This window comes from Pseudooctadecabacter sp. (assembly GCF_965657175.1).
Lineage (GTDB): Bacteria > Pseudomonadota > Alphaproteobacteria > Rhodobacterales > Rhodobacteraceae > Octadecabacter.
On sequence record NZ_CBFHNH010000001.1, the window covers coordinates 329088 to 348308 of the forward strand.

Below are 19221 nucleotides of genomic sequence, written 5' to 3' on the forward strand. Positions count from 1 at the left end.
TATGGATAAGGTCTCAGGTCAAAAACGCGCAGGCGCACATCTTTTTCCGCCGATTGATCCCTTCGATCAGCGAATGCTGGACGTGGGCGATGGTCATACTGTTTATGTCGAACAATGCGGCAATCCGGACGGGATGCCTGTTGTTGTCCTGCATGGTGGGCCCGGTGGCGGCTGCAGCCCTATGATGCGGCGCTACTTTGATCCTGACATCTACCGGATCATTCTGTTTGACCAGCGCGGCTGCGGGCGATCGCGACCGCATGCCAGTGTCACTGACAACACCACATGGCACCTTGTGGCCGATATTGAATTGATCCGGCAGACTTTGGATATCGACCGTTGGATCGTGTTCGGTGGAAGCTGGGGCGCGACCTTGGCCCTGATCTATGCGCAGGCCCATCCGTCCCGTGCCACCCATTTGATCCTGCGCGGTGTATTTTTGAGCACCCAGCGGGAACTGGATTGGTTCTATGGCGGGGGTGCTGGAAACTTCTGGCCCGATCTATGGCAGCAATTCGTAGGCCTGATCCCCGAAGATGAACGAGGCGACATGATCGCGGCCTACAACCGGCGCTTGTTTTCTGGTGATACCATGCTTGAAACCCGGTATGCCCGTGCCTGGGCCTCTTGGGAAAACGCTCTGGCATCAATTGACAGTGAAGGTAGCGGGGGGTCTGGTCCTGCCGAATACGCGCGGGCGTTTGCCCGTCTGGAAAACCACTACTTTTCAAATGGTTGCTTCCTTGCTGACGATCAGCAGATTTTGGAAAATATGGGCAAGATCGCCCATATCCCCGGCGTGATCGTGCAGGGCCGATATGATATGATCTGTCCTCCGGTCTCTGCCTACAGTCTGTCGCGGCTGTGGCCCGCAAGTCGCCTTGTGATGGTCGGCAAGGCTGGGCATGCGCTGTCAGAACCCGGCATTTCGGCTGAGTTGGTCAAGACGATGAAGGCCATCGGAGTCTCAAAAATCACGACAATATAGGGGGTTGATTGCTGGTCCCTAGTCATTAACCTGATTCCTAGGGAAATCAGGGGACAGAGCTTGTCATCTCTATTACGAATTATTTTACAGCGCTTGGGGCTGGGCCTCGTAACGCTTTTCGTGGTCTCAATCGTTATCTTTGTCGCGGTCAACCTACTGCCCGGTGATTTTGCTGAAGCAATTTTGGGGCAGGGCGCAACCCCTGAATCCGTCGCAAAAATCAGACAGGACCTCGGGTTGGATCAGCCCCTCGTCGTTCGGTATTTTGAATGGCTGATGGGCATGCTGACGTTCGATCTGGGCACCAGTTTCGCCCAGTTGAACTTTGCGAATTTTGGCGGGGCAGGGTCTGTGACCGTAGCCGAACAAATCGCGCCACGTTTGTCGAACACGATGTTCCTTGCCACTGTGACCGCGAGCATCGCGGTGCCCTTGGCGGTGACGTTGGGCATTCTGGCGGCGCTCTATCGGAATACGGCGTTCGACAAAGCCGCGAACATTTTTACTCTAAGCTCGATCTCCAGCCCTGAATTTTTCATGGCCTATATCCTGATCTTGTTCCTCGCCGTGCTGAACCCGATCTTCCCGAGCCTGTCGAATATTTTTGACGGCATGCCGTTCTCTGAGCGGCTGGAAAAATCCATGTTGCCCGCCCTGACACTGACCTTGGTTGTGACTGCGCACATGATGCGGATGACACGGGCCGCGATCATCAACTTGCTGGCGTCGCCCTACATTGAAATGGCGCGCCTGAAGGGGCTAAGCCCGATGCGGGTGATCGTGAAGCACGCGCTGCCCAATGCGTTGGCGCCAATCATCAACGTGATCGCGCTGAACCTCGCCTATTTGATCACTGGTGTGGTCGTGGTTGAGGTGGTCTTCGTTTATCCAGGCATCGGCCAGCTTTTCGTCGACAGCGTAAAAATTCGTGACATCCCCGTTGTGCAGGCCTGCTGCCTGATCTTTGCCGCTGCCTACATCCTGTTGAACCTGACCGCTGACATCTTGTCGATCGTGTCCAACCCACGCCTGAGGCACCCGAAATGAGCGGCTTGATGATGTTCGCAGCACTCCTCGTTGCGCTTTTTGTTAGCGCCTACGTGTTCCGTTTTGCAGGGCAGACGGCGACGGGCAATGCGCCACGCTTCCGCGATATGACCTTTGGTGTGGCCTTCGGATATGTCCTTGCCGCGGCGTTGTTCGTTTGGGCGATCTATTATTACTTCCAGCCCAAGGTGCTGGACACCGGCGTGCCAAACGCGGGCGTGGTGTTCTTCCGCTGGGCCGTTCAGGGGTTCATCATCGCGGCGATTGCCGCATTCCTGTTCCGACTGTTCGGCCGCAAGGTCGGGACCGAAGGGACGAAAAAGATGTTCCGGTCGATGCCTCTGACGGCGGCATTTGGTATTTTGGTCATCATCATCTACGCGGTTGTGGCGGTTTTTGCCGGTGCCATCGCGCCCTATGGTCAGGCCGAAATTCTGGGGGCCGCAAATGTGATGGCCGGCGGTGATCCTGCGATTGGGGGCAACCCCGATTATCCGCTGGGGACCGACCAGATTGGCCGCGATATTCTGTCCCGCCTGATCTACGGTGCGCAGAACACTGTTGGCATCGCATTTGTCACCACCTGTCTGGCGTTTTTCATCGGGGGGTCCTTGGGCTTTCTGGCGGCGACGTTGCAGGGGTGGTTGGATCAGCTGTTGTCGCGTGGTGTTGACGTGCTGATGGCGATCCCATCGCTGATCTTTGCTTTGCTCTTGATGACGATTGCGTCTGTTTGGGCCAACGAACTGGGCGTGCCGCTGACGATCTTTATGGTGTTGATCATCGCTGTCATCGACAGCACCCGGGTCTACCGACTGGCGCGCGCTGTGGGTCTGAACATCGTGGTCATGGATTATATCGAGGCCGCCAAACTGCGGGGTGAGGGTCTGGGTTATCTGGTGTTCAAAGAAATCCTGCCCAACGCCATGGCGCCGTTGCTTGCCGAATTTGGCCTGCGTTTCTGCTTTGTCTTCCTGACGATTGCCGCCTTGTCGTTCCTTGGCGTGGGTATTCAGCCACCCTTGGCAGACTGGGGCACGATGGTCCGTGACCTTGCGCCCTTCATCAACTTCGCGGCGTTTGCGCCCACTGCTGCTGTCGCGCCGTTGCTGGCTGCGGGTGCCATTGCCTTGCTCACCGTTGCTGTGAACTTCGTGGTCGACTGGATGCTGCACAAATCATCGGGGCTAAAAGAATGAGCCGTTTGCTGACCATCAAGGGCCTGAAGATCGAAGGCCGCTCGGACGAGACATGGAACCCTATCATCAACGGTGTCGACCTTGAATTGAGCAAAGGCGAGGTCCTCGGGCTGATCGGGGAATCCGGTGCCGGGAAATCCACCATCGGGCTCGCGTCGATGGGGTATACCCGTGATGGCGTTCGCATATCGGGTGGGTCGGTTGAATTTGACGGGATTGATCTGGTCAGTGCCTCCGCCGCGACCAAACGCAGCCTTTTGGGCAAACGCATCGCCTATGTGGCGCAATCGGCTGCGGCGTCGTTCAACCCCGCGCACAAACTGATTGATCAGCACACCGAGGGCCCGACCCAACATGGTGTCGCCAACCGGTCCAGCAGCGTCGAAGACGGGATTGAACTGTACCGTAAACTGCGGCTGCCCAACCCTGATGAGATCGGGTTTCGCTATCCGCACCAAGTGTCCGGTGGACAGTTGCAGCGCGCCATGACGGCGATGGCCATGTCATGCCGTCCCGACCTGATCATCTTTGACGAGCCAACAACGGCGCTGGATGTGACAACGCAGATCGAAGTCCTCGCCGCGATCCGTGAGATCGTGGAGGAGTTTGATACCGCTGCGATCTATATCACCCATGACCTCGCCGTGGTGGCGCAAATGGCCGACAAGATCAAAGTCCTGCTGCGCGGGGATGAGGTTGAGGAGGCGGACACACGCACAATGCTGTCTGCACCCAAGGAAGACTACACCAAGTCCCTGTGGGCCGTGCGCGAATTCCAACGGCCACAACAGCCGCCCCCACCTGCCGGTGCGGTGCCTGTCGTGTCCGTGCGCGGTATCACGGCTGCCTATGGCACAACGGACGTGTTGCATGACGTGAGCTTCGATATTCATGCGGGCCGAACGGTTGCAGTCGTCGGTGAATCCGGATCCGGCAAATCAACAACAGCACGTTGCATCACCGGCCTGCTGCCGCCACGCATGGGCGAAATCGCATTTGATGGTGAAACCCTTCCTGCCGACTACCGCAAGCGCACCAAAGATCAGCTGCGTCAGGCGCAGATGATCTACCAGATGGCGGACACGGCCCTTAACCCCCGGAAAACCATCGGTGAGATCATCGGCAGACCCGTGCAGTTTTATGGCGGTTTGCGTGGGGCGCAGAAACGGGAACGCGTGAACGAACTCCTCGATCAGATCGAGTTGGAGCCGTCACAATATTACAATCGCCTGCCGTCCGAACTGTCAGGTGGGCAAAAACAGCGGATCGGGATCGCTCGTGCGCTGGCCGCAGAGCCGAAGTTCATCATCTGCGATGAGGTCACGTCAGCCCTCGATCAGCTTGTGGCCGAAGGCATCTTGCGACTTTTGGCCGATTTGCAGGACACCCTCGGGCTGTCGTATATGTTTATCACCCACGATCTCGCGACTGTGAAATCCATCGCGGACGAAGTTGTGGTAATGAAGGATGGCAAAGTCGTGGAGCAAGGTCCGAAGACCGAAATGTTTACGCCTCCGCACCATGCCTACACAGATCTGCTTCTCAGCTCGGTCCCTGAAATGGACCCCGATTGGCTGACAGATCTGTTGAAAGAACGGGGCGTTGAAAACATCGGCGATGCCGCTGTTGATAAAATGTGACCGAATCGGCGTAGAATAAGCGTCATAAACTCAGGGAGACTAAAATATGTATGGAATTAGCAGACGTGGATTGTTGCAATCCGGTGTTGCGGCCGGTGTTCTGGCGGCAACGGGCCTGCCGCTACGCGCACAGACGCGCGGGGGCAAACTGACGGCCGGTCTGGGCGGGGCGAACACCTCGGACAGCTGGGACGGACGTACCCACTCGGACATCTTCATGATCGCATCGGCCCATGGCTGCGTGTTCGATTGCCTGACCGAGGTTGCCGCAGACGGCTCCCTTGTTGGCGAATTGGCCGAAAGCTGGGAAGCCACCGCCGACGCCAAGACCTGGACGTTCAACCTGCGCTCGGGTGTGACGTTCCACAACGGCAAGCCTTTCGGCGCCGATGACGTGATCGAATCGCTGCAGATGCACGTGGGCGAGGATTCCAAGTCCGCCGCCAAGCCGATCGTCGAAGCCATCACCGAGATGAACAAGCTCAGCGAGACGCAGGTCGAATTCGTGCTGGCCTCGGGCAATGCCGACTTCCCGTACCTCATGTCGGATTACCACATCCTGATGTATCCTGCGGGCCAGATCGAAGAGGCCATTGCGCAGGGCATCGGCACGGGCCTCTATCAGGTTCAGTCCTTTGATCCCGGCGTTCGCATGACTGCGACCCGTTATCCTGACCACTACAAAGGCGACAGCGCCGGCTTCTTTGACGAGATCGAATACATTGCGATCAACGACAACACGGCCCGTATGAACGCGCTGATGACGGGTCAGGTTGATACGATCAACCGGATCGACTTCAAGACCGAAAGCCTGCTGCGCGCCAACCCCGCGCTGCGCATTCAGGAAGTCACCGGCAACCAGCACTACTCCATGCCGATGCTGACAGACGTCGCACCTTACAATGACGTCAACGTCCGCAAGGCGTTGAAGTACGGTATCAACCGTCAGGAACTGGTCGAAAAGATCCTGCTGGGTCACGGTGCTGTTGGCAACGACACGCCCATCGGCCCTGCAAACCAGTACTACCATGCCGAGATGGAGCAGCTGGAATACGATCCCGATCAGGCGAAGTTCTACCTGCAGCAGGCAGGTATGGACAGCCTCGACATCGAATTCTCTGCGTCCAATGCTGCGTTTGAAGGCGCGGTTGATGCGGGCCAATTGTTCCAGGCATCTGCGGCTGCCGCTGGCATCAACATCAACGTGATTCAGGAGCCGGCCGACGGCTATTGGTCAAACGTTTGGCTGAACAAGCCATTCTGCGCCAGCTACTGGTCCGGCCGCGCGACAGAAGACTGGATGTTCTCGACCGCCTACGAAGAAGGTGTGCCATGGAACGACAGCCAGTGGGACAGCAAGGACAGCGCCCGGTTCCAGGAACTGCTGCTGAGCGCGCGTGCCGAACTCGACAGCGACAAGCGTCAGATGCAGTACTTTGAAATGCAGCAGATCCTGCGTGACGAGGGCGGTGTTCTGATCCCGATGTTTGCGAACTATGTTCAGGCCGTGAACAACCGGATCATGTCCCCTGACACAGTGGGTAACCTCTGGCAGATGGACAACGCCCGCATGGCTGAACGTTGGTCTGTGGCGTAAATCGCCTAAGATAAATTCTGGAAAGCCCCGCCCTCACCGGTGGGGCTTTTCATTTGGAGGGTTGGTCTTCCCTGACGGGGGACAGGACCAGGGATACGGTCTTCCAGCCGGGCACATTGTCCGCAATGGATTTGACGATCACTAAAAACGGCACTGCGATAACAACGCCCGGAATGCCCCATAGCCAGCCCCATGCCACGACTGTCAGAATGACCGATACGGCGTTGATCTCCATCTGTTTGCCAACCAGTGCGGGTGTTACGAACTGGCCCTCAAAGCTGCTGAGGGTCATGTAGATGACAGGCGCAAGTGCGGCATATGCAATGGTGTCAAACTGGATGATCGCGATGGCAAAGATGGCCACGGACCCTGCCATCGCCCCGAGGACAGGAATGAAGTTCAGCAAAAACGCGACAACGCCCCAAATCCACGGCATCGACAGCCCCAAGGCCCACATCGCCAATGCGACGCACAACCCAAGGCCCGCGTTGATCACCGTGATCGACAAGAGGTAGCGGGAGATACCGCGTTCCACATCGTTGAGGGCTTGAATGGCCATATCACGCTGTTCCGTCGTTTGTGACAGACGGGACATTTTGTCGATGATCAGGGCGTTGGACGACAAAAAGAACAGGGCCAGCACCAAGGCTATCATCATCGTGGTGAGGATCGTCACCGCACCTGACGCTGCCGTCGTCAAAAGCTGCGGTTGTTCGACGGTGACGCGCTGCACATTCTCGTCGCCTGCACTTGTGTCCTCAGCAATGCCTTCGACCTGTCGAGCAACGTCTCGGACGGTTTCGACGCTGCTGGACAGGCTGGCGACTTTGCTGCGGATTTCGCTTTCAAGACCGGGCAGGTCCGCCAACCAGTCGGAAATCGGCGCGGCGACGATCACCAAGGTCAGTGTCAGGATTGATCCAAGGCTGATCACGATCAAGGTTGCAGCGATGACTTGATTCAAACCCGCCCGCACAAGGACCCGACAGAGCGGGCTGAATGTCATCGCGATGATAAGTCCCAGCAGAACAGGCAAAACCAGTTCGCGCGTGAAGAATACAGCGCCGAACAAAAGCAGGAACAAAATCCCAGCCAACAGATGTTTGATCGTCTTGAGGTCAGACACGCAAAGTTCTTTCACAATCCATCAAAAGAACGCGTGTGATAACTGGTTGGTTCCCGCGATCCCGTAGGTGCGCGAAAACCGTGGTCTTTAGGCAGGCTTGAACGCGCCTTCGGCAATGCGCTTTTTCATTGTGCGCATCATCACAAGATACATCAGTGCGACACCGCACAAAAATGACGCGCCGCCGACGGCGAACAAAAGTGTCATATCCATAATTCATCTCCTCTGGTCTTTGACAGCGTATGGTTAACGGCTGATTAGGGCGGATTTTTGACGTATGGTATCCGCGAAAACCGCCACGGCGTTTTACGCCTATCAAGCAGCCCTTGCAGTTTCGCTTTGTTGTCCGTATATGTGCCCCAACAGCGGCGCTTCGGCCTCCACCCCCGAAGCCCACCGGATACACCAACGGGCCGCGGGCCCGTTTTTTTATGCCCGCTGTCCAACACGCCAGAGGACCGAATGTCAGACCTGATCGCCCGCGCGGCAATGGATCGTCGCATCACAGAAATCATCACCCCCGTCATTGAGGACATGGGGTATGAGGTCGTGCGCGTGCGGTTGATGACCGGCAAAGAATCGATCCTGCAGATCATGGCGCAGAAACCCGATGGCACGATTGAGGTTGATGATTGCGCGCAGATCAGCACGGCTGTTTCTGCCGTTCTCGACGTCGAAGACCCGATCCTTGATGCCTATACGCTTGAGGTCAGCAGCCCAGGTATCGACCGGCCGCTGACACGTCTGAAAGATTTTGATCAATGGGAAAGCTTTGAGGCCAAGATCGAAACCGAGCAGCTGATTGATGGCCGTCGCCGGTTCAAAGGTACGCTGCAAGGGACCGAAGGCTCCGAAGTTTTGATTGAGATCGAAGAGAACGGCGAACCCATGACCATCGGCCTGCAGTTTGACTGGCTGACCGATGCGAAGCTGGTTCTGACCGATGAATTGATCCGCGACGTTTTGCGGGGCCGCAAAGATGCGGGCCAGATCGATGAGACACAATTTGACGAAGTTGAGACCGTGTTGGACGGCTCTGAAGAGGAGAAAGACTGATGGCGATTACATCTGCCAACCAGCTTGAACTGTTGCAAACCGCCGAGGCCGTGGCCCGCGAAAAGCAGATCGACCCCGGTTTGGTCGTGGAAGCGATGGAAGAATCCCTCGCCCGTGCGGCAAAATCCCGTTACGGCGCTGAGATGGACATCGACGTGTCCATCGACCGCAAGACAGGCCGCGCGACATTTACTCGTGTGCGCACCGTCGTCGAGGAAGAGGAGCTTGAAAATTATCAGGCGGAATTTTCCGTGGATCAGGCCAAGCCATACTTTGAACAGCCCAAAGCCGGGTCCTACTGGATGCGCGAAGGCGCTGTGGTTGAGGATTTCTCTGGCGCGCCACAGGTTGGTGATACGCTGGTCGAAGAAGTCCCCCCGGTTGAGATGGGCCGCATTGCTGCCCAATCCGCAAAGCAGGTGATCCTGCAAAAGGTCCGCGAAGCCGAACGTGACAAGCAGTACGAAGATTTCAAAGACCGTGCTGGCACCATCATCAACGCGCAGGTCAAACGCGAAGAATACGGCAACGTCATCGTTGATGTGGGCACTGGTGAGGCGATCCTGCGTCGCAACGAAAAGATCGGTCGCGAAAGCTATCGCCCGAACGATCGTATCCGGTGTTTCATCAAGGATGTGCGTCGCGAACAGCGCGGCCCCCAAATTTTCCTGAGCCGCACCGCGCCTGAATTCATGGCTGAATTGTTCAAAATGGAAGTGCCTGAAATCTATGAAGGCATCATCGAAATCAAAGCCGTCGCCCGCGACCCGGGTTCGCGCGCCAAGATCGCCGTGATTTCCTATGACGGGTCTATCGACCCCGTGGGTGCCTGCGTTGGTATGCGCGGCAGCCGGGTGCAGGCCGTTGTAAACGAATTGCAAGGCGAAAAGATCGACATCATTCCTTGGAATGAAGACATGCCAACGTTCCTCGTGAACGCGCTTCAGCCTGCTGAAGTGTCCAAGGTTGTCTTCGACGAGGAAGCCGAACGGATCGAAGTTGTCGTTCCGGAAGAGCAGCTGTCCCTGGCCATTGGTCGCCGTGGTCAAAACGTGCGTCTGGCATCCCAGCTGACCGGCCTCGATATCGACATCCTGACCGAGGAAGAAGAATCCAAGCGTCGTCAGGCAGAGTTTGAAGTGCGCACCAAACTGTTCATGGAAACGCTCGATCTGGATGAATTCTTCGCCCAGCTGTTGGTGTCCGAAGGTTTCACCAACCTCGAAGAAGTCGCCTATGTCGAGGTTGATGAACTGCTGGTCATTGATGGCGTGGACGAAGCAACCGCAGGCGAATTGCAGGCCCGTGCCCGTGATGTCATTGATGCACAGAACGCCAAGGCGCTTGAAAACGCCCGTGCGTTGGGTGTCGAAGACAGCCTTATTGCATTCGAAGGTCTGACACCCCAAATGATTGAAGCGCTGGCAAACGACGGCGTTAAAACGCTTGAAGACTTTGCGACCTGTGCGGATTGGGAACTGGCCGGTGGCTGGACAGTCGTAGATGGCGAACGCAGCAAAGATGACGGGTCGCTTGAACCCTTCGACATCAGCCTTGAAGAAGCACAGGACATGATCATGACAGCCCGCGTTATGTTGGGTTGGGTCGATCCGGATGACCTTGTGTCTGCCGAAGAGTCCGCTGAAGACGAGGAGCAGGAGGCCTGATCTCAGGCCTCCGAGGCACCTGATGGCGCGTGGTGGACGCTCCAAGGACCGTGATGTCCCAGACCGTCGGTGCATCGTCACCGGTGAGGTCGCGCCTCAGGCGGGGCTGATCCGGTTCGTTGTCGGCCCCGATGGGACGGTTGTGCCGGATGTGTTGGGTAAATTGCCCGGTCGCGGTATGTGGGTCACCGCGAGCCGCGATGCGTTGGATAAGGCCGGTAAGGGCCAGTTTTCCAAATCGGCCAAGGCACCCGTACAGGTGCCCGACGGTTTGGCCGATGAGGTAGAACGCCAGTTGGCCCGCCGCGTGGTTGATCTGATTGCTTTGGCGCGCAAGGCTGGGTTGGCCGTTTGTGGCTTTGAAAAGGTCAAGGGCTGGTTGTCCGGCGCAGCCAATGTCCGCGCCTTGTTGCAGGCCTCTGACGGGTCTGAACGTGGGAAGACAAAACTTTGGACGCCTGAGGGCGCAAGATATTACGGATGCCTGACGGCCCTGGAATTGGGTTTGGCATTCGGACGGCAAACTGTGATACATGGGGCGCTCGCCTCTGGTGGACTCAGTGACCGTGTAGTAGAGGAAGCCGCAAAGCTGAGAGGCCTGCGTGAGATAAGTGGCGGTGACGACACCGCCCGAGAGGATAGTAAAGCTACATGAGCGATTCAGACGGCAAAAAACCACTTGGAATTGCACGGCCCGGTCAGGTGAAGCAAAGCTTCAGCCACGGTCGGACCAAAAGCGTTGTTGTTGAAACAAAGCGCAAGCGCGTTGTTGTGCCCAAACCGGGTGCAGCGAAGCCTGCAGCATCTGGCGGTGCTGCGAAAACGCCACTGGGCGGCGACCCGTCCAAGCGTCCTGCTGGTATCTCCGAGGCGGAACTTGAGCGTCGCATGAAAGCATTGCAGGCCGCCAAGGCCCGCGAAGCTGAAGATGCCGCCAAGCGCGAAGCCGAAGAAAAAGCCCGCGCTGAAGAGCGCGCCAAACGGCGTGCCGAACAAGAAGCCAAAGAGCGCGAAGAAAAAGAGCGCGAGGAGGCCGTTAAGGCCAAGCAGGAAGAGGAAGAGCGCAAAAAGCGTGAAGCCGAAGCTGCTGCACAGGCGGCGGCGGCCCCCGCGGCGATCGATCCCGCTGTGGCCCCGGCCCAGCGTCGTGCGCCTAGTGGCCCGGCCCCGGCTGCCACCCCGCGCAAGAAAGAAAACGATCGTGACCAGCGTGGCAAAGCCAAGCAAGACGACGGTCGTCGTTCTGGCAAACTGACGCTGAACCAAGCATTGCGCGGCGGCGAAGGTGGCCGTCAGCGGTCCATGGCGCAGATGAAGCGCCAGCAGGAACGTGCTCGCAAAAAAGCCATGGGCGAAGCGGTTGAACGCGAAAAGGTTATCCGTGACGTGCAAATCCCCGAGGCTATCATGGTGTCGGAACTTGCCAACCGGATGTCCGAGAAGGTTGCGGATGTTGTGAAGTCGTTGATGACCAACGGCATCATGGCGACACAAACCCAGACAATCGATGCGGACACCGCTGAACTGATCGTTGAAGAATTCGGCCACAACGTGGTCCGCGTGTCTGACGCCGACGTCGAAGATGTGATCAACATCACAGACGACAACCCCGAAGATCTGAAAGGCCGCCCGCCGGTCATCACGATCATGGGTCATGTTGATCACGGTAAAACATCGCTTTTGGACGCGATCCGGAACGCCCGTGTTGTGGCAGGTGAGGCCGGTGGCATCACGCAGCACATTGGCGCCTATCAGGTCACAACCGAAGGCGGGTCTGTTCTGACCTTCCTCGATACACCTGGCCACGCGGCGTTTACATCCATGCGTGCCCGTGGTGCGCAGGTCACGGATATCGTCGTTTTGGTGGTTGCAGCAGATGACGCCGTGATGCCCCAGACGATTGAGGCGATTAACCACGCAAAGGCCGCCAACGTGCCGATGATCGTGGCGATCAACAAGTGCGACAAGCCAGCCGCGAACCCCGATAAGGTCCGCACCGACCTGTTGCAGCACGAAGTCATCGTCGAAAAGATGTCCGGTGAAGTACAGGACGTCGAAGTGTCCGCGACCACCGGTCAGGGCCTTGATGAATTGCTTGAGGCGATTGCGCTGCAGTCCGAAATCCTCGAACTGAAGGCCAACCCTGATCGCGCCGCACAAGGTGCTGTGATTGAAGCGCAGCTTGACGTGGGTCGTGGCCCAGTTGCGACCGTACTGGTGGAAACCGGTACGCTGAAGCAAGGCGATATCTTCGTTGTGGGTGAACAGTGGGGCAAGGTCCGCGCGTTGATCGACGACAAAGGTGACCGCGTCAAAGAGGCTGGCCCATCTGTTCCGGTTGAGGTTCTTGGCCTCAACGGCACACCTGAGGCCGGTGACGTTCTGAACGTAACATCCACCGAAGCGCAGGCGCGTGAGATTGCGGAATACCGTGAGAACGCCGCGAAAGAAAAACGCGCAGCAGCTGGTGCGGCAGTGACCCTTGATCAGCTGATGGCGAATGCCAAGGCCGATGAAAACGTGTCCGAACTGCCCATTCTGGTAAAAGCCGATGTGCAGGGTTCTGCCGAGGCCATCGTTCAGGCCATGGAAAAGATCGGCAACGACGAAGTCCGCGTTCGGGTTCTGCACTCCGGTGTGGGTGCGATCACGGAATCTGATGTTGGTCTCGCCGAAGCCTCCGGCGCGCCGGTCATTGGCTTTAACGTGCGTGCCAATGCGTCAGCGCGGAATACGGCAAACCAAAAGGGCGTTGAGATCCGCTACTATTCGATCATCTACGATCTTGTGGATGATGTGAAAGCAGCGGCTTCAGGTCTTTTGTCTGCGGAAGTGCGCGAAAAGTTCATCGGTTACGCAAAGATCAAAGAGGTCTTCAAGGTGTCCAACGTCGGCAAAATTGCCGGTTGTCTGGTCACCGAAGGCGTTGCCCGCCGGTCCGCCGGTGTACGTTTGTTGCGCGACGATGTGGTGATCCACGAAGGCACATTGAAGACGTTGAAGCGTTTTAAGGATGAAGTGGCGGAAGTTCAGTCCGGTCAGGAATGCGGTATGGCGTTCGAGAACTACGAAGACATCCGTCCTGATGACGTGATCGAAATCTTCGAACGCGAAGAAGTTGAACGGTCGCTCTAAACCGGTTCATTAGAATGAAAAAAGGGACGCCAAACTGGCGTCCCTTTGCTTTTGGACTTGGTGAATGCCCTAATTTGGACGTTTCACCACAGGTTTTCCTTCGTATAGGCGGTCGTCCACAGACACGATAACGCGCCCATCTTCCAATTCCTTTACGAAAAGACCCTGAATTTGAACGTAGTTCCCTACGGTGATCGTTCGAAGCATAACATCCTCCCCAGGCAATGCTTGATATGTGCAGACCGACAACATGGCGCGCGAAAACACTGATTAACGACCGAGGGTGTACACTGCTCCCCCTTCCAGGAATCTTAGATCAATTTTGAATCAGGTCAAAGCCAATCTCTCAGGATGGGAATCAAGGGTATATCCGCCGCAGGCATCGGATAATTTCTCAGGTCCCGCCCGTGGACCCATTTTAATGTCTGTCCTTCACGTGGCTGCGGCGTGCCCTCCCATTTTCGGCAGGCGAACAGGGGCATGAGAAGGTGAAAATCGTCATAGCTGTGGCTGGCGAACGTCAGCGGGGCGAGACATGAGTTCCAAGTCTGAATGCCCAACTCCTCATCCAGTTCACGGATCAAAGCGGCCTCGGGCGTTTCGCCAACTTCGACCTTGCCGCCAGGAAACTCCCAAAGGCCCGCCATGGATTTGCCTTCAGGGCGCTGGGCCAGCAAAACGCGGCCATCCACGTCGATGAGGGCGACGGCGGAGACCAGTACGGACTTCACGACCGGTAGTCCGCGTTAATCGTGATGTACCCGTGGGTCAGATCGCAGGTCCACACCGTGCCAAGCCCCCCGGCGATGCCTAGATCGACGGAAATCACGATAGTTTCATTCCGCATATACGCAGCACCTGCGTCTTCGGTATAGCCGGACGAAACCCAGCCATTTTCAGCCACAACAATGTCCCCGAACTTGATCGTCAGCTTATCTCGGTCTGCTTGGCAGCCTGATTTTCCCACGGCCATAACAATCCGGCCCCAGTTGGGGTCTTCACCGGCAATCGCCGTTTTCACGAGGGGGGAATTGGCGATAGAAAGCCCGACCTTGCGGGCCTCCTGATCGGTTGCGGCGCCCGTCACGCGCACTTCGACGAACTTTGTGGCACCTTCGCCGTCTTTGACGACCTGATGGGCTAGGTCGAGCATCACACCGTGCAGCGCCTGCGTGAAACCAGCAGATTCCGTCACATCAACACCTGACGTGCCCGTGGCCGCGATCATCAGACTGTCGGACGTCGATGTGTCACTGTCGACGGTGATGCAATTGAAAGTTTGATCCGTCAGCGCACCTAATAGGGCCTGCAACGCGGGCTGTTCGATCTTAGCGTCTGTGAACAGATAGACCAGCATCGTCGCCATATCTGGCGCAATCATGCCAGATCCTTTGGCAATACCCGCGATTGTGACGGCCTGTCCTTCAATCTCAACCACGGTGGATGCGCCTTTGGCGAAGGTGTCCGTCGTCATGATGGCGCGGGCCGCGCCCTCTATTCCATCGGGGGATAGATTGCCATTCAGCCTCTCGATGACGGCTGTGATCCGGTCATGGGGCAGACGTTCACCGATGACACCGGTTGAGGCTGTGAAAATCCGATCTGTGGCAGTACCAGTGGCTGCTTCGACCGCATCGCAAATCGCCTCAACCGACTTTTCGCCAGCTGATCCGGTGAAGGCGTTAGAATTGCCTGAGTTCACAAGGATTGCGGCAGGCTGGGAAGGGTCGCCGCCCAGTTTCGCCTGACAATCCAGCACAGGGGCCGACCGTGTGGATGACCGGGTGAAAACCCCAGCCACGGACGTCCCTGCTGCAAGTTCGGCCAGCATCACATCGGTGCGTCCTTGGTACCGGACCCCCGCCGCCACCGATGCGAACCGGACACCGTCAATGACAGGGAGGTCAGGAAACGAAGCGGGGGCAAGCGGGGAGACCGGCATTATTCCTCCAACAGGTCGAGGTTCTGGATCAGCGAATAGTCAAAATCACCCTCTTCCGGCAGGGTGATTTCGGCAGCATCTGTTAGAGAGGAGATCAGGGCGGTCAGTTCAGCCTGTTGAATCTCACCGGTCAATTCAGCGCGCAATTCTTCCAAGGTGGGCAGTTCGGATTGACGGGTTTCGTTCAGCTTGACGACGTGCCAACCGAACTGCGTTTGAACAGGGGCAGAGATTTCGCCAACGTCAAGGGCGACGACCGCCTCTTCGAACGGGGCGACCATCATACCGGGGCCGAACCAGCCAAGATTGCCGCCATTGGGGCCAGACGGCCCGGTGGAGCGTTCCTGTGCGGTCGCTGCAAAATCTGCGCCACCTTCCAACAGGGCGATGATCTCTTGTGCTTCTTCTTCGGTTTCCACGAGGATGTGGGCCGCATTGAATTCGGATGTGGGTTCGACGCCCTCAAAACGCGCATCATAGGCGGCCTGAAGTTCAGCTTCGTCCACGGGCGCTGAGGTAATTGAATTCACGACTTCACCGGCCAAAAGGGACCGCAGTTCATTCTCGAGCGTCATTTCGACACGGGCAGGGGTTTCGCCCAGCGAATTCGCCAAAAGCTGTTGGTTGACCAATTGTTCGACAAGACCATTGAAGACCAGATCGTCAGGCAGCTGTTGATACTGCTCAGGCAGCTGGGACCGCAGCATAATCATCTGCCCCAAGGTGATGTCCATGCCGTCAACCGAAGCCACGACAGTTTCGGCTGTTGGTTCAGAATGCCCGTCCGCCCATGCGGAGCCGGTGGTCAGTGCGACAGCGGCCACAGTGGCCAGAAATTTGGTGTGATAACCCATGTTAACAGTCCCTTGATAAGCCGCGAGAGGCCGCGGCGTTGACACCTATGTAGCGGCCCCTTACATCGCTTAAAGGTCCGGAGGGGGCCGGTCTTGGCCCCATGTCTATGGGGTGCGCTTACCAGGCACAACCAACCTCCTCACACTTTGATGTTAGAGACGCGGAATGCCGCGCTTGGAGAGAATATGCTCGGTCTTGGAACACTCACGAAAAAGGTCTTTGGAACGCCAAATGACCGCAAGGTGAAGGCCACGCGCCCGCTGGTCGAAAAGATCAATGCGTTGGAGCCTGAGTTCGAAGCGCTGAGCGATGAGGGCATCAAACAAAAGACCGAAGAATTGGCGCAGCGCGCCATGGGCGGCGAAAGTCTGGACGCCATTCTGCCTGAGGCCTTCGCCAACTGCCGTGAGGCTGCAAAACGCAGCTTGGGCCTGCGCGCGTTTGACACCCAATTGATGGGCGGCATTTTTCTGCATCAGGGCAACATCTCTGAGATGAAGACAGGTGAGGGCAAGACCCTCGTTGCCACCTTCCCTGCGTATCTGAACGCGCTGACGGGCAAGGGCGTGCATGTTGTGACGGTGAACGACTACCTCGCCAAGCGCGATGCCGAGTGGATGAGCCAGGTTTATGGTGCGCTGGGTCTGACGACCGGTGTGATCTATCCCCAGCAGCCAGAGGATGAAAAGCACGCGGCCTACCGCTGCGATGTGACCTACGCCACCAACAACGAGTTGGGTTTTGATTACCTGCGGGACAACATGAAGGCTGAACTCAGCCAGATGAACCAGCGCGACCACAACTTCGCCATCGTGGATGAGGTCGATTCCATTCTGGTCGATGAGGCGCGGACGCCGCTGATCATTTCGGGCCCTGCGCAGGACCGCACCGATATGTACCTGGCGATTGATAAAATCATTCCTGAAATTCAGGAAGACCACTACACCTTGGACGAAAAGACCCGCAGCGTGAATTACACGGATGAGGGCAACGATTTCCTTGAGGAACGTTTGCTGACCGCTGGGATTTTGCCCGAAGGCCAGTCGTTGTATGACCCTGAAAGCACGACGATCGTGCACCACGTCAATCAGGGCCTTCGTGCGCATAAGCTGTTCACCAAAGACAAAGACTACATCGTCCGCGATGGTGAGGTTGTCCTGATCGACGAATTCACAGGCCGTATGATGGCTGGTCGTCGTCTGTCCGAGGGCTTGCATCAGGCGATTGAGGCCAAGGAAGGCTGCAAGATCCAGCCAGAGAACGTGACCCTCGCCTCTGTGACATTCCAGAACTATTTCCGGCTTTATAACAAGCTGTCCGGCATGACCGGCACGGCCTTGACCGAAGCCGAAGAGTTTCAGGAAATCTACGGTCTTGGCGTTGTCGAGGTCCCGACGAACCGGCCCATCGCACGTGTGGACGAACACGATCAGGTGTACCGCACGGCGAAAGAAAAATTTGATGGCGTGGTGAAGGCGATCAAAGAGGCCCACGCAAAGGGGCAGCCCACGCTTGTTGGCACAACCTCGATTGAGAAATCCGAATTCCTCAGCCAGCTGTTGACCGCCGAAGGCGTCGCCCACAACGTTCTAAACGCGCGTCAGCACGAACAAGAGGCCCAGATCGTGGCCGATGCCGGTAAGCTTGGCGCAGTGACCATCGCCACCAACATGGCGGGTCGCGGCACGGACATCAAACTTGGCGGTAACGTCGAATTCAAGATCATGGAGGCGATCGCCGCCGATCCAGATGGCGATGCCGATGCAATCCGTGCGCGCATCGAGGAAGAACACAAAGCCGACGAACAGGCCGTCAAAGAGGCGGGTGGCTTGTTCGTGCTTGCCACCGAACGCCATGAAAGCCGCCGCATCGACAACCAGCTGCGCGGGAGGTCTGGCCGCCAGGGTGACCCGGGCCGGTCCTCGTTCTTCTTGTCCTTGGAAGACGACCTGATGCGCATCTTCGGGTCCGAACGGCTCGATAAGGTGCTGTCGTCTTTGGGTATGAAAGAGGGCGAAGCGATCATTCACCCATGGGTGAACAAATCGCTCGAACGGGCGCAGGCCAAAGTTGAAGGCCGCAACTTTGATATCCGCAAACAGCTTTTGAAATTTGATGACGTGATGAATGACCAGCGAAAGGTCATCTTCAGCCAGCGTCGCGAAATTATGGAAGCCGAAGACCTTTCCGAAATTACAGCCGACATGCGGTCACAGGTGATCGACGATCTGGTCGATCTGTACATCCCCGCCAAATCCTATGCTGACCAGTGGGACACCGAAGGGCTTTATGCACAGGTCATCGCGCAGCTTGGTATCGATGTGCCGGTGATTGACTGGGCCAACGAAGAAGGCGTCGATGACGAAGACCTGCGCGAACGTCTAGAAAAAGCAGCCGACGATCATATGGCTGAAAAAGAAGAAGCGTTCGGCAAGGACGTCATGCGCAACATCGAAAAGCAGATCATCCTGCAGACGATTGACGCGAAATGGCGTGAACATCTTTTGACCTTGGAACATCTTCGGTCAGTGGTGGGTTTCCGCGGCTATGCGCAACGTGATCCGCTGAACGAATACAAAACCGAATCTTTCCAATTGTTCGAAAGCCTTCTCGACAGTCTGCGGTCTGACGTGACCCAAAAGCTGGCACAAATCCGGCCCATGACGCAGGAAGAGCAGCAAGCGATGATCGCGCAGGCGCAAGAACAGCAACGTCAGGCCGCCGCTGCTGCGGCCGCCGCGGCGGGTGGTGCGGCAGCTGCGACGCCAGCGGCAGCCGATGCCAAGCCAGGTTTTGTTGAGGATGATCCCGCAACCTGGGGCAACCCTGGCCGCAACGACGCCTGCCCTTGTGGATCAGGAAAGAAGTTCAAACACTGCCATGGCAGTTTGACTTAAAAGCAAGGCAAACGCCGCTTTTCCGCCGCAATCCCGACTGAAAGACACCCAACCGCTGCCCTTCAAAGGACA

15 protein-coding genes are annotated in these 19221 nt (G+C 57.1%); 10 read left to right on the top strand and 5 right to left on the bottom strand.

Annotated features, from left to right (window positions below; translation table 11 throughout):
* Position 1: 1 nt before the first annotated feature.
* From pip to ACTG36_RS01635, 5 genes are read left to right on the top strand one after another with little or no spacing between them, the layout of a single operon-like run.
* Positions 2–988: a prolyl aminopeptidase gene (gene pip, locus ACTG36_RS01615; protein WP_375279593.1), complete on the top strand. Its 987-nt coding sequence runs from the start codon at positions 2–4 to the stop codon at positions 986–988.
* Positions 989–1048: 60 nt separating this feature from the next.
* The gene (locus tag ACTG36_RS01620; protein ID WP_375279594.1) at positions 1049–2035 is read left to right on the top strand and encodes an ABC transporter permease; all 987 of its coding nucleotides are present in this window, start codon (positions 1049–1051) and stop codon (positions 2033–2035) included.
* Entirely contained in the window at positions 2032–3234 is a 1203-nt protein-coding gene (locus tag ACTG36_RS01625; RefSeq protein ID WP_375279595.1) for an ABC transporter permease, read from the top strand. The genes ACTG36_RS01620 and ACTG36_RS01625 overlap by 4 nt, the downstream gene beginning before the upstream one ends.
* Complete coding sequence (locus tag ACTG36_RS01630; protein ID WP_375279596.1) at positions 3231–4874, top strand: ABC transporter ATP-binding protein; 1644 nt, start codon at positions 3231–3233, stop codon at positions 4872–4874. The genes ACTG36_RS01625 and ACTG36_RS01630 overlap by 4 nt, the downstream gene beginning before the upstream one ends.
* 46 nt (positions 4875–4920) lie before the next feature.
* Positions 4921–6471, top strand: a complete 1551-nt coding sequence (locus ACTG36_RS01635; protein WP_375279597.1) for an ABC transporter substrate-binding protein — start codon at positions 4921–4923, stop codon at positions 6469–6471.
* 49 nt (positions 6472–6520) lie between these two features.
* Here the strand turns inward: ACTG36_RS01635 and ACTG36_RS01640 are convergent, their stop codons facing one another.
* Both ACTG36_RS01640 and ACTG36_RS01645 read right to left on the bottom strand, forming a co-directional pair.
* Complete coding sequence (locus ACTG36_RS01640; protein ID WP_375279598.1) at positions 6521–7597, bottom strand: AI-2E family transporter; 1077 nt, start codon at positions 7595–7597, stop codon at positions 6521–6523.
* 87 nt (positions 7598–7684) lie between these two features.
* Positions 7685–7810: a hypothetical protein gene (locus tag ACTG36_RS01645; RefSeq protein ID WP_375279599.1), complete on the bottom strand. Its 126-nt coding sequence runs from the start codon at positions 7808–7810 to the stop codon at positions 7685–7687.
* 249 nt (positions 7811–8059) lie between these two features.
* Between ACTG36_RS01645 and rimP the strand changes: the two genes are divergently transcribed.
* Genes rimP through infB form a run of 4 tightly spaced genes read left to right on the top strand, consistent with a single transcriptional unit; the run spans position 8060 to position 13455 of the window.
* Positions 8060–8653 carry a ribosome maturation factor RimP gene (gene rimP, locus ACTG36_RS01650; protein WP_375279600.1) on the top strand — a complete coding sequence of 198 codons (594 nt, stop codon included), beginning with the start codon at positions 8060–8062 and terminating at the stop codon, positions 8651–8653.
* On the top strand, positions 8653–10320 hold the full coding sequence (gene nusA / locus ACTG36_RS01655) for a transcription termination factor NusA (RefSeq protein ID WP_375279601.1): 1668 nt from the start codon (positions 8653–8655) through the stop codon (positions 10318–10320). Before rimP ends, nusA begins: the two co-directional genes overlap by 1 nt.
* Before the next feature lie 22 nt (positions 10321–10342).
* Complete coding sequence (locus ACTG36_RS01660) at positions 10343–10975, top strand: RNA-binding protein (protein WP_375279602.1); 633 nt, start codon at positions 10343–10345, stop codon at positions 10973–10975.
* On the top strand, positions 10972–13455 hold the full coding sequence (gene infB / locus ACTG36_RS01665; protein WP_375279603.1) for a translation initiation factor IF-2: 2484 nt from the start codon (positions 10972–10974) through the stop codon (positions 13453–13455). Before ACTG36_RS01660 ends, infB begins: the two co-directional genes overlap by 4 nt.
* Positions 13456–13787: 332 nt before the next feature.
* On the opposite strand, the gene mutT is transcribed toward infB, so the two are convergent.
* From mutT to ACTG36_RS01680, 3 genes are read right to left on the bottom strand one after another with little or no spacing between them, the layout of a single operon-like run.
* The gene (mutT, locus tag ACTG36_RS01670; RefSeq protein ID WP_375279604.1) at positions 13788–14186 is read right to left on the bottom strand and encodes an 8-oxo-dGTP diphosphatase MutT; all 399 of its coding nucleotides are present in this window, start codon (positions 14184–14186) and stop codon (positions 13788–13790) included.
* The gene (gene argJ, locus ACTG36_RS01675) at positions 14183–15397 is read right to left on the bottom strand and encodes a bifunctional glutamate N-acetyltransferase/amino-acid acetyltransferase ArgJ (RefSeq protein WP_375279605.1); all 1215 of its coding nucleotides are present in this window, start codon (positions 15395–15397) and stop codon (positions 14183–14185) included. Before argJ ends, mutT begins: the two co-directional genes overlap by 4 nt.
* Complete coding sequence (locus ACTG36_RS01680) at positions 15397–16251, bottom strand: peptidylprolyl isomerase (RefSeq protein ID WP_375279606.1); 855 nt, start codon at positions 16249–16251, stop codon at positions 15397–15399. Before ACTG36_RS01680 ends, argJ begins: the two co-directional genes overlap by 1 nt.
* 186 nt (positions 16252–16437) lie before the next feature.
* Here ACTG36_RS01680 and secA point away from each other — a divergent pair, with 186 nt between their 5' ends.
* Positions 16438–19149, top strand: coding sequence for a preprotein translocase subunit SecA (secA, locus tag ACTG36_RS01685; protein WP_375279607.1), 2712 nt, complete (start codon positions 16438–16440; stop codon positions 19147–19149).
* Positions 19150–19221 lie beyond the last annotated feature (72 nt).

Excerpts from the sequence above, each read along its gene's own strand:
- nusA (WP_375279601.1), top strand. The coding sequence starts at position 8,653 with ATGGCGATTACATCTGCCAACCAGCTTGAACTGTTGCAAACCGCCGAG.
- ACTG36_RS01630 (WP_375279596.1), top strand. The coding sequence starts at position 3,231 with ATGAGCCGTTTGCTGACCATCAAGGGCCTGAAGATCGAAGGCCGCTCG.
- ACTG36_RS01660 (WP_375279602.1), top strand. The coding sequence starts at position 10,343 with ATGGCGCGTGGTGGACGCTCCAAGGACCGTGATGTCCCAGACCGTCGG.
- ACTG36_RS01625 (WP_375279595.1), top strand. The coding sequence starts at position 2,032 with ATGAGCGGCTTGATGATGTTCGCAGCACTCCTCGTTGCGCTTTTTGTT.
- rimP (WP_375279600.1), top strand. The coding sequence starts at position 8,060 with ATGTCAGACCTGATCGCCCGCGCGGCAATGGATCGTCGCATCACAGAA.
- argJ (WP_375279605.1), bottom strand. The coding sequence starts at position 15,397 with ATGCCGGTCTCCCCGCTTGCCCCCGCTTCGTTTCCTGACCTCCCTGTC.
- infB (WP_375279603.1), top strand. The coding sequence starts at position 10,972 with ATGAGCGATTCAGACGGCAAAAAACCACTTGGAATTGCACGGCCCGGT.
- ACTG36_RS01680 (WP_375279606.1), bottom strand. The coding sequence starts at position 16,251 with ATGGGTTATCACACCAAATTTCTGGCCACTGTGGCCGCTGTCGCACTG.
- secA (WP_375279607.1), top strand. The coding sequence starts at position 16,438 with ATGCTCGGTCTTGGAACACTCACGAAAAAGGTCTTTGGAACGCCAAAT.
- pip (WP_375279593.1), top strand. The coding sequence starts at position 2 with ATGGATAAGGTCTCAGGTCAAAAACGCGCAGGCGCACATCTTTTTCCG.
- ACTG36_RS01635 (WP_375279597.1), top strand. The coding sequence starts at position 4,921 with ATGTATGGAATTAGCAGACGTGGATTGTTGCAATCCGGTGTTGCGGCC.
- ACTG36_RS01645 (WP_375279599.1), bottom strand. The coding sequence starts at position 7,810 with ATGGATATGACACTTTTGTTCGCCGTCGGCGGCGCGTCATTTTTGTGC.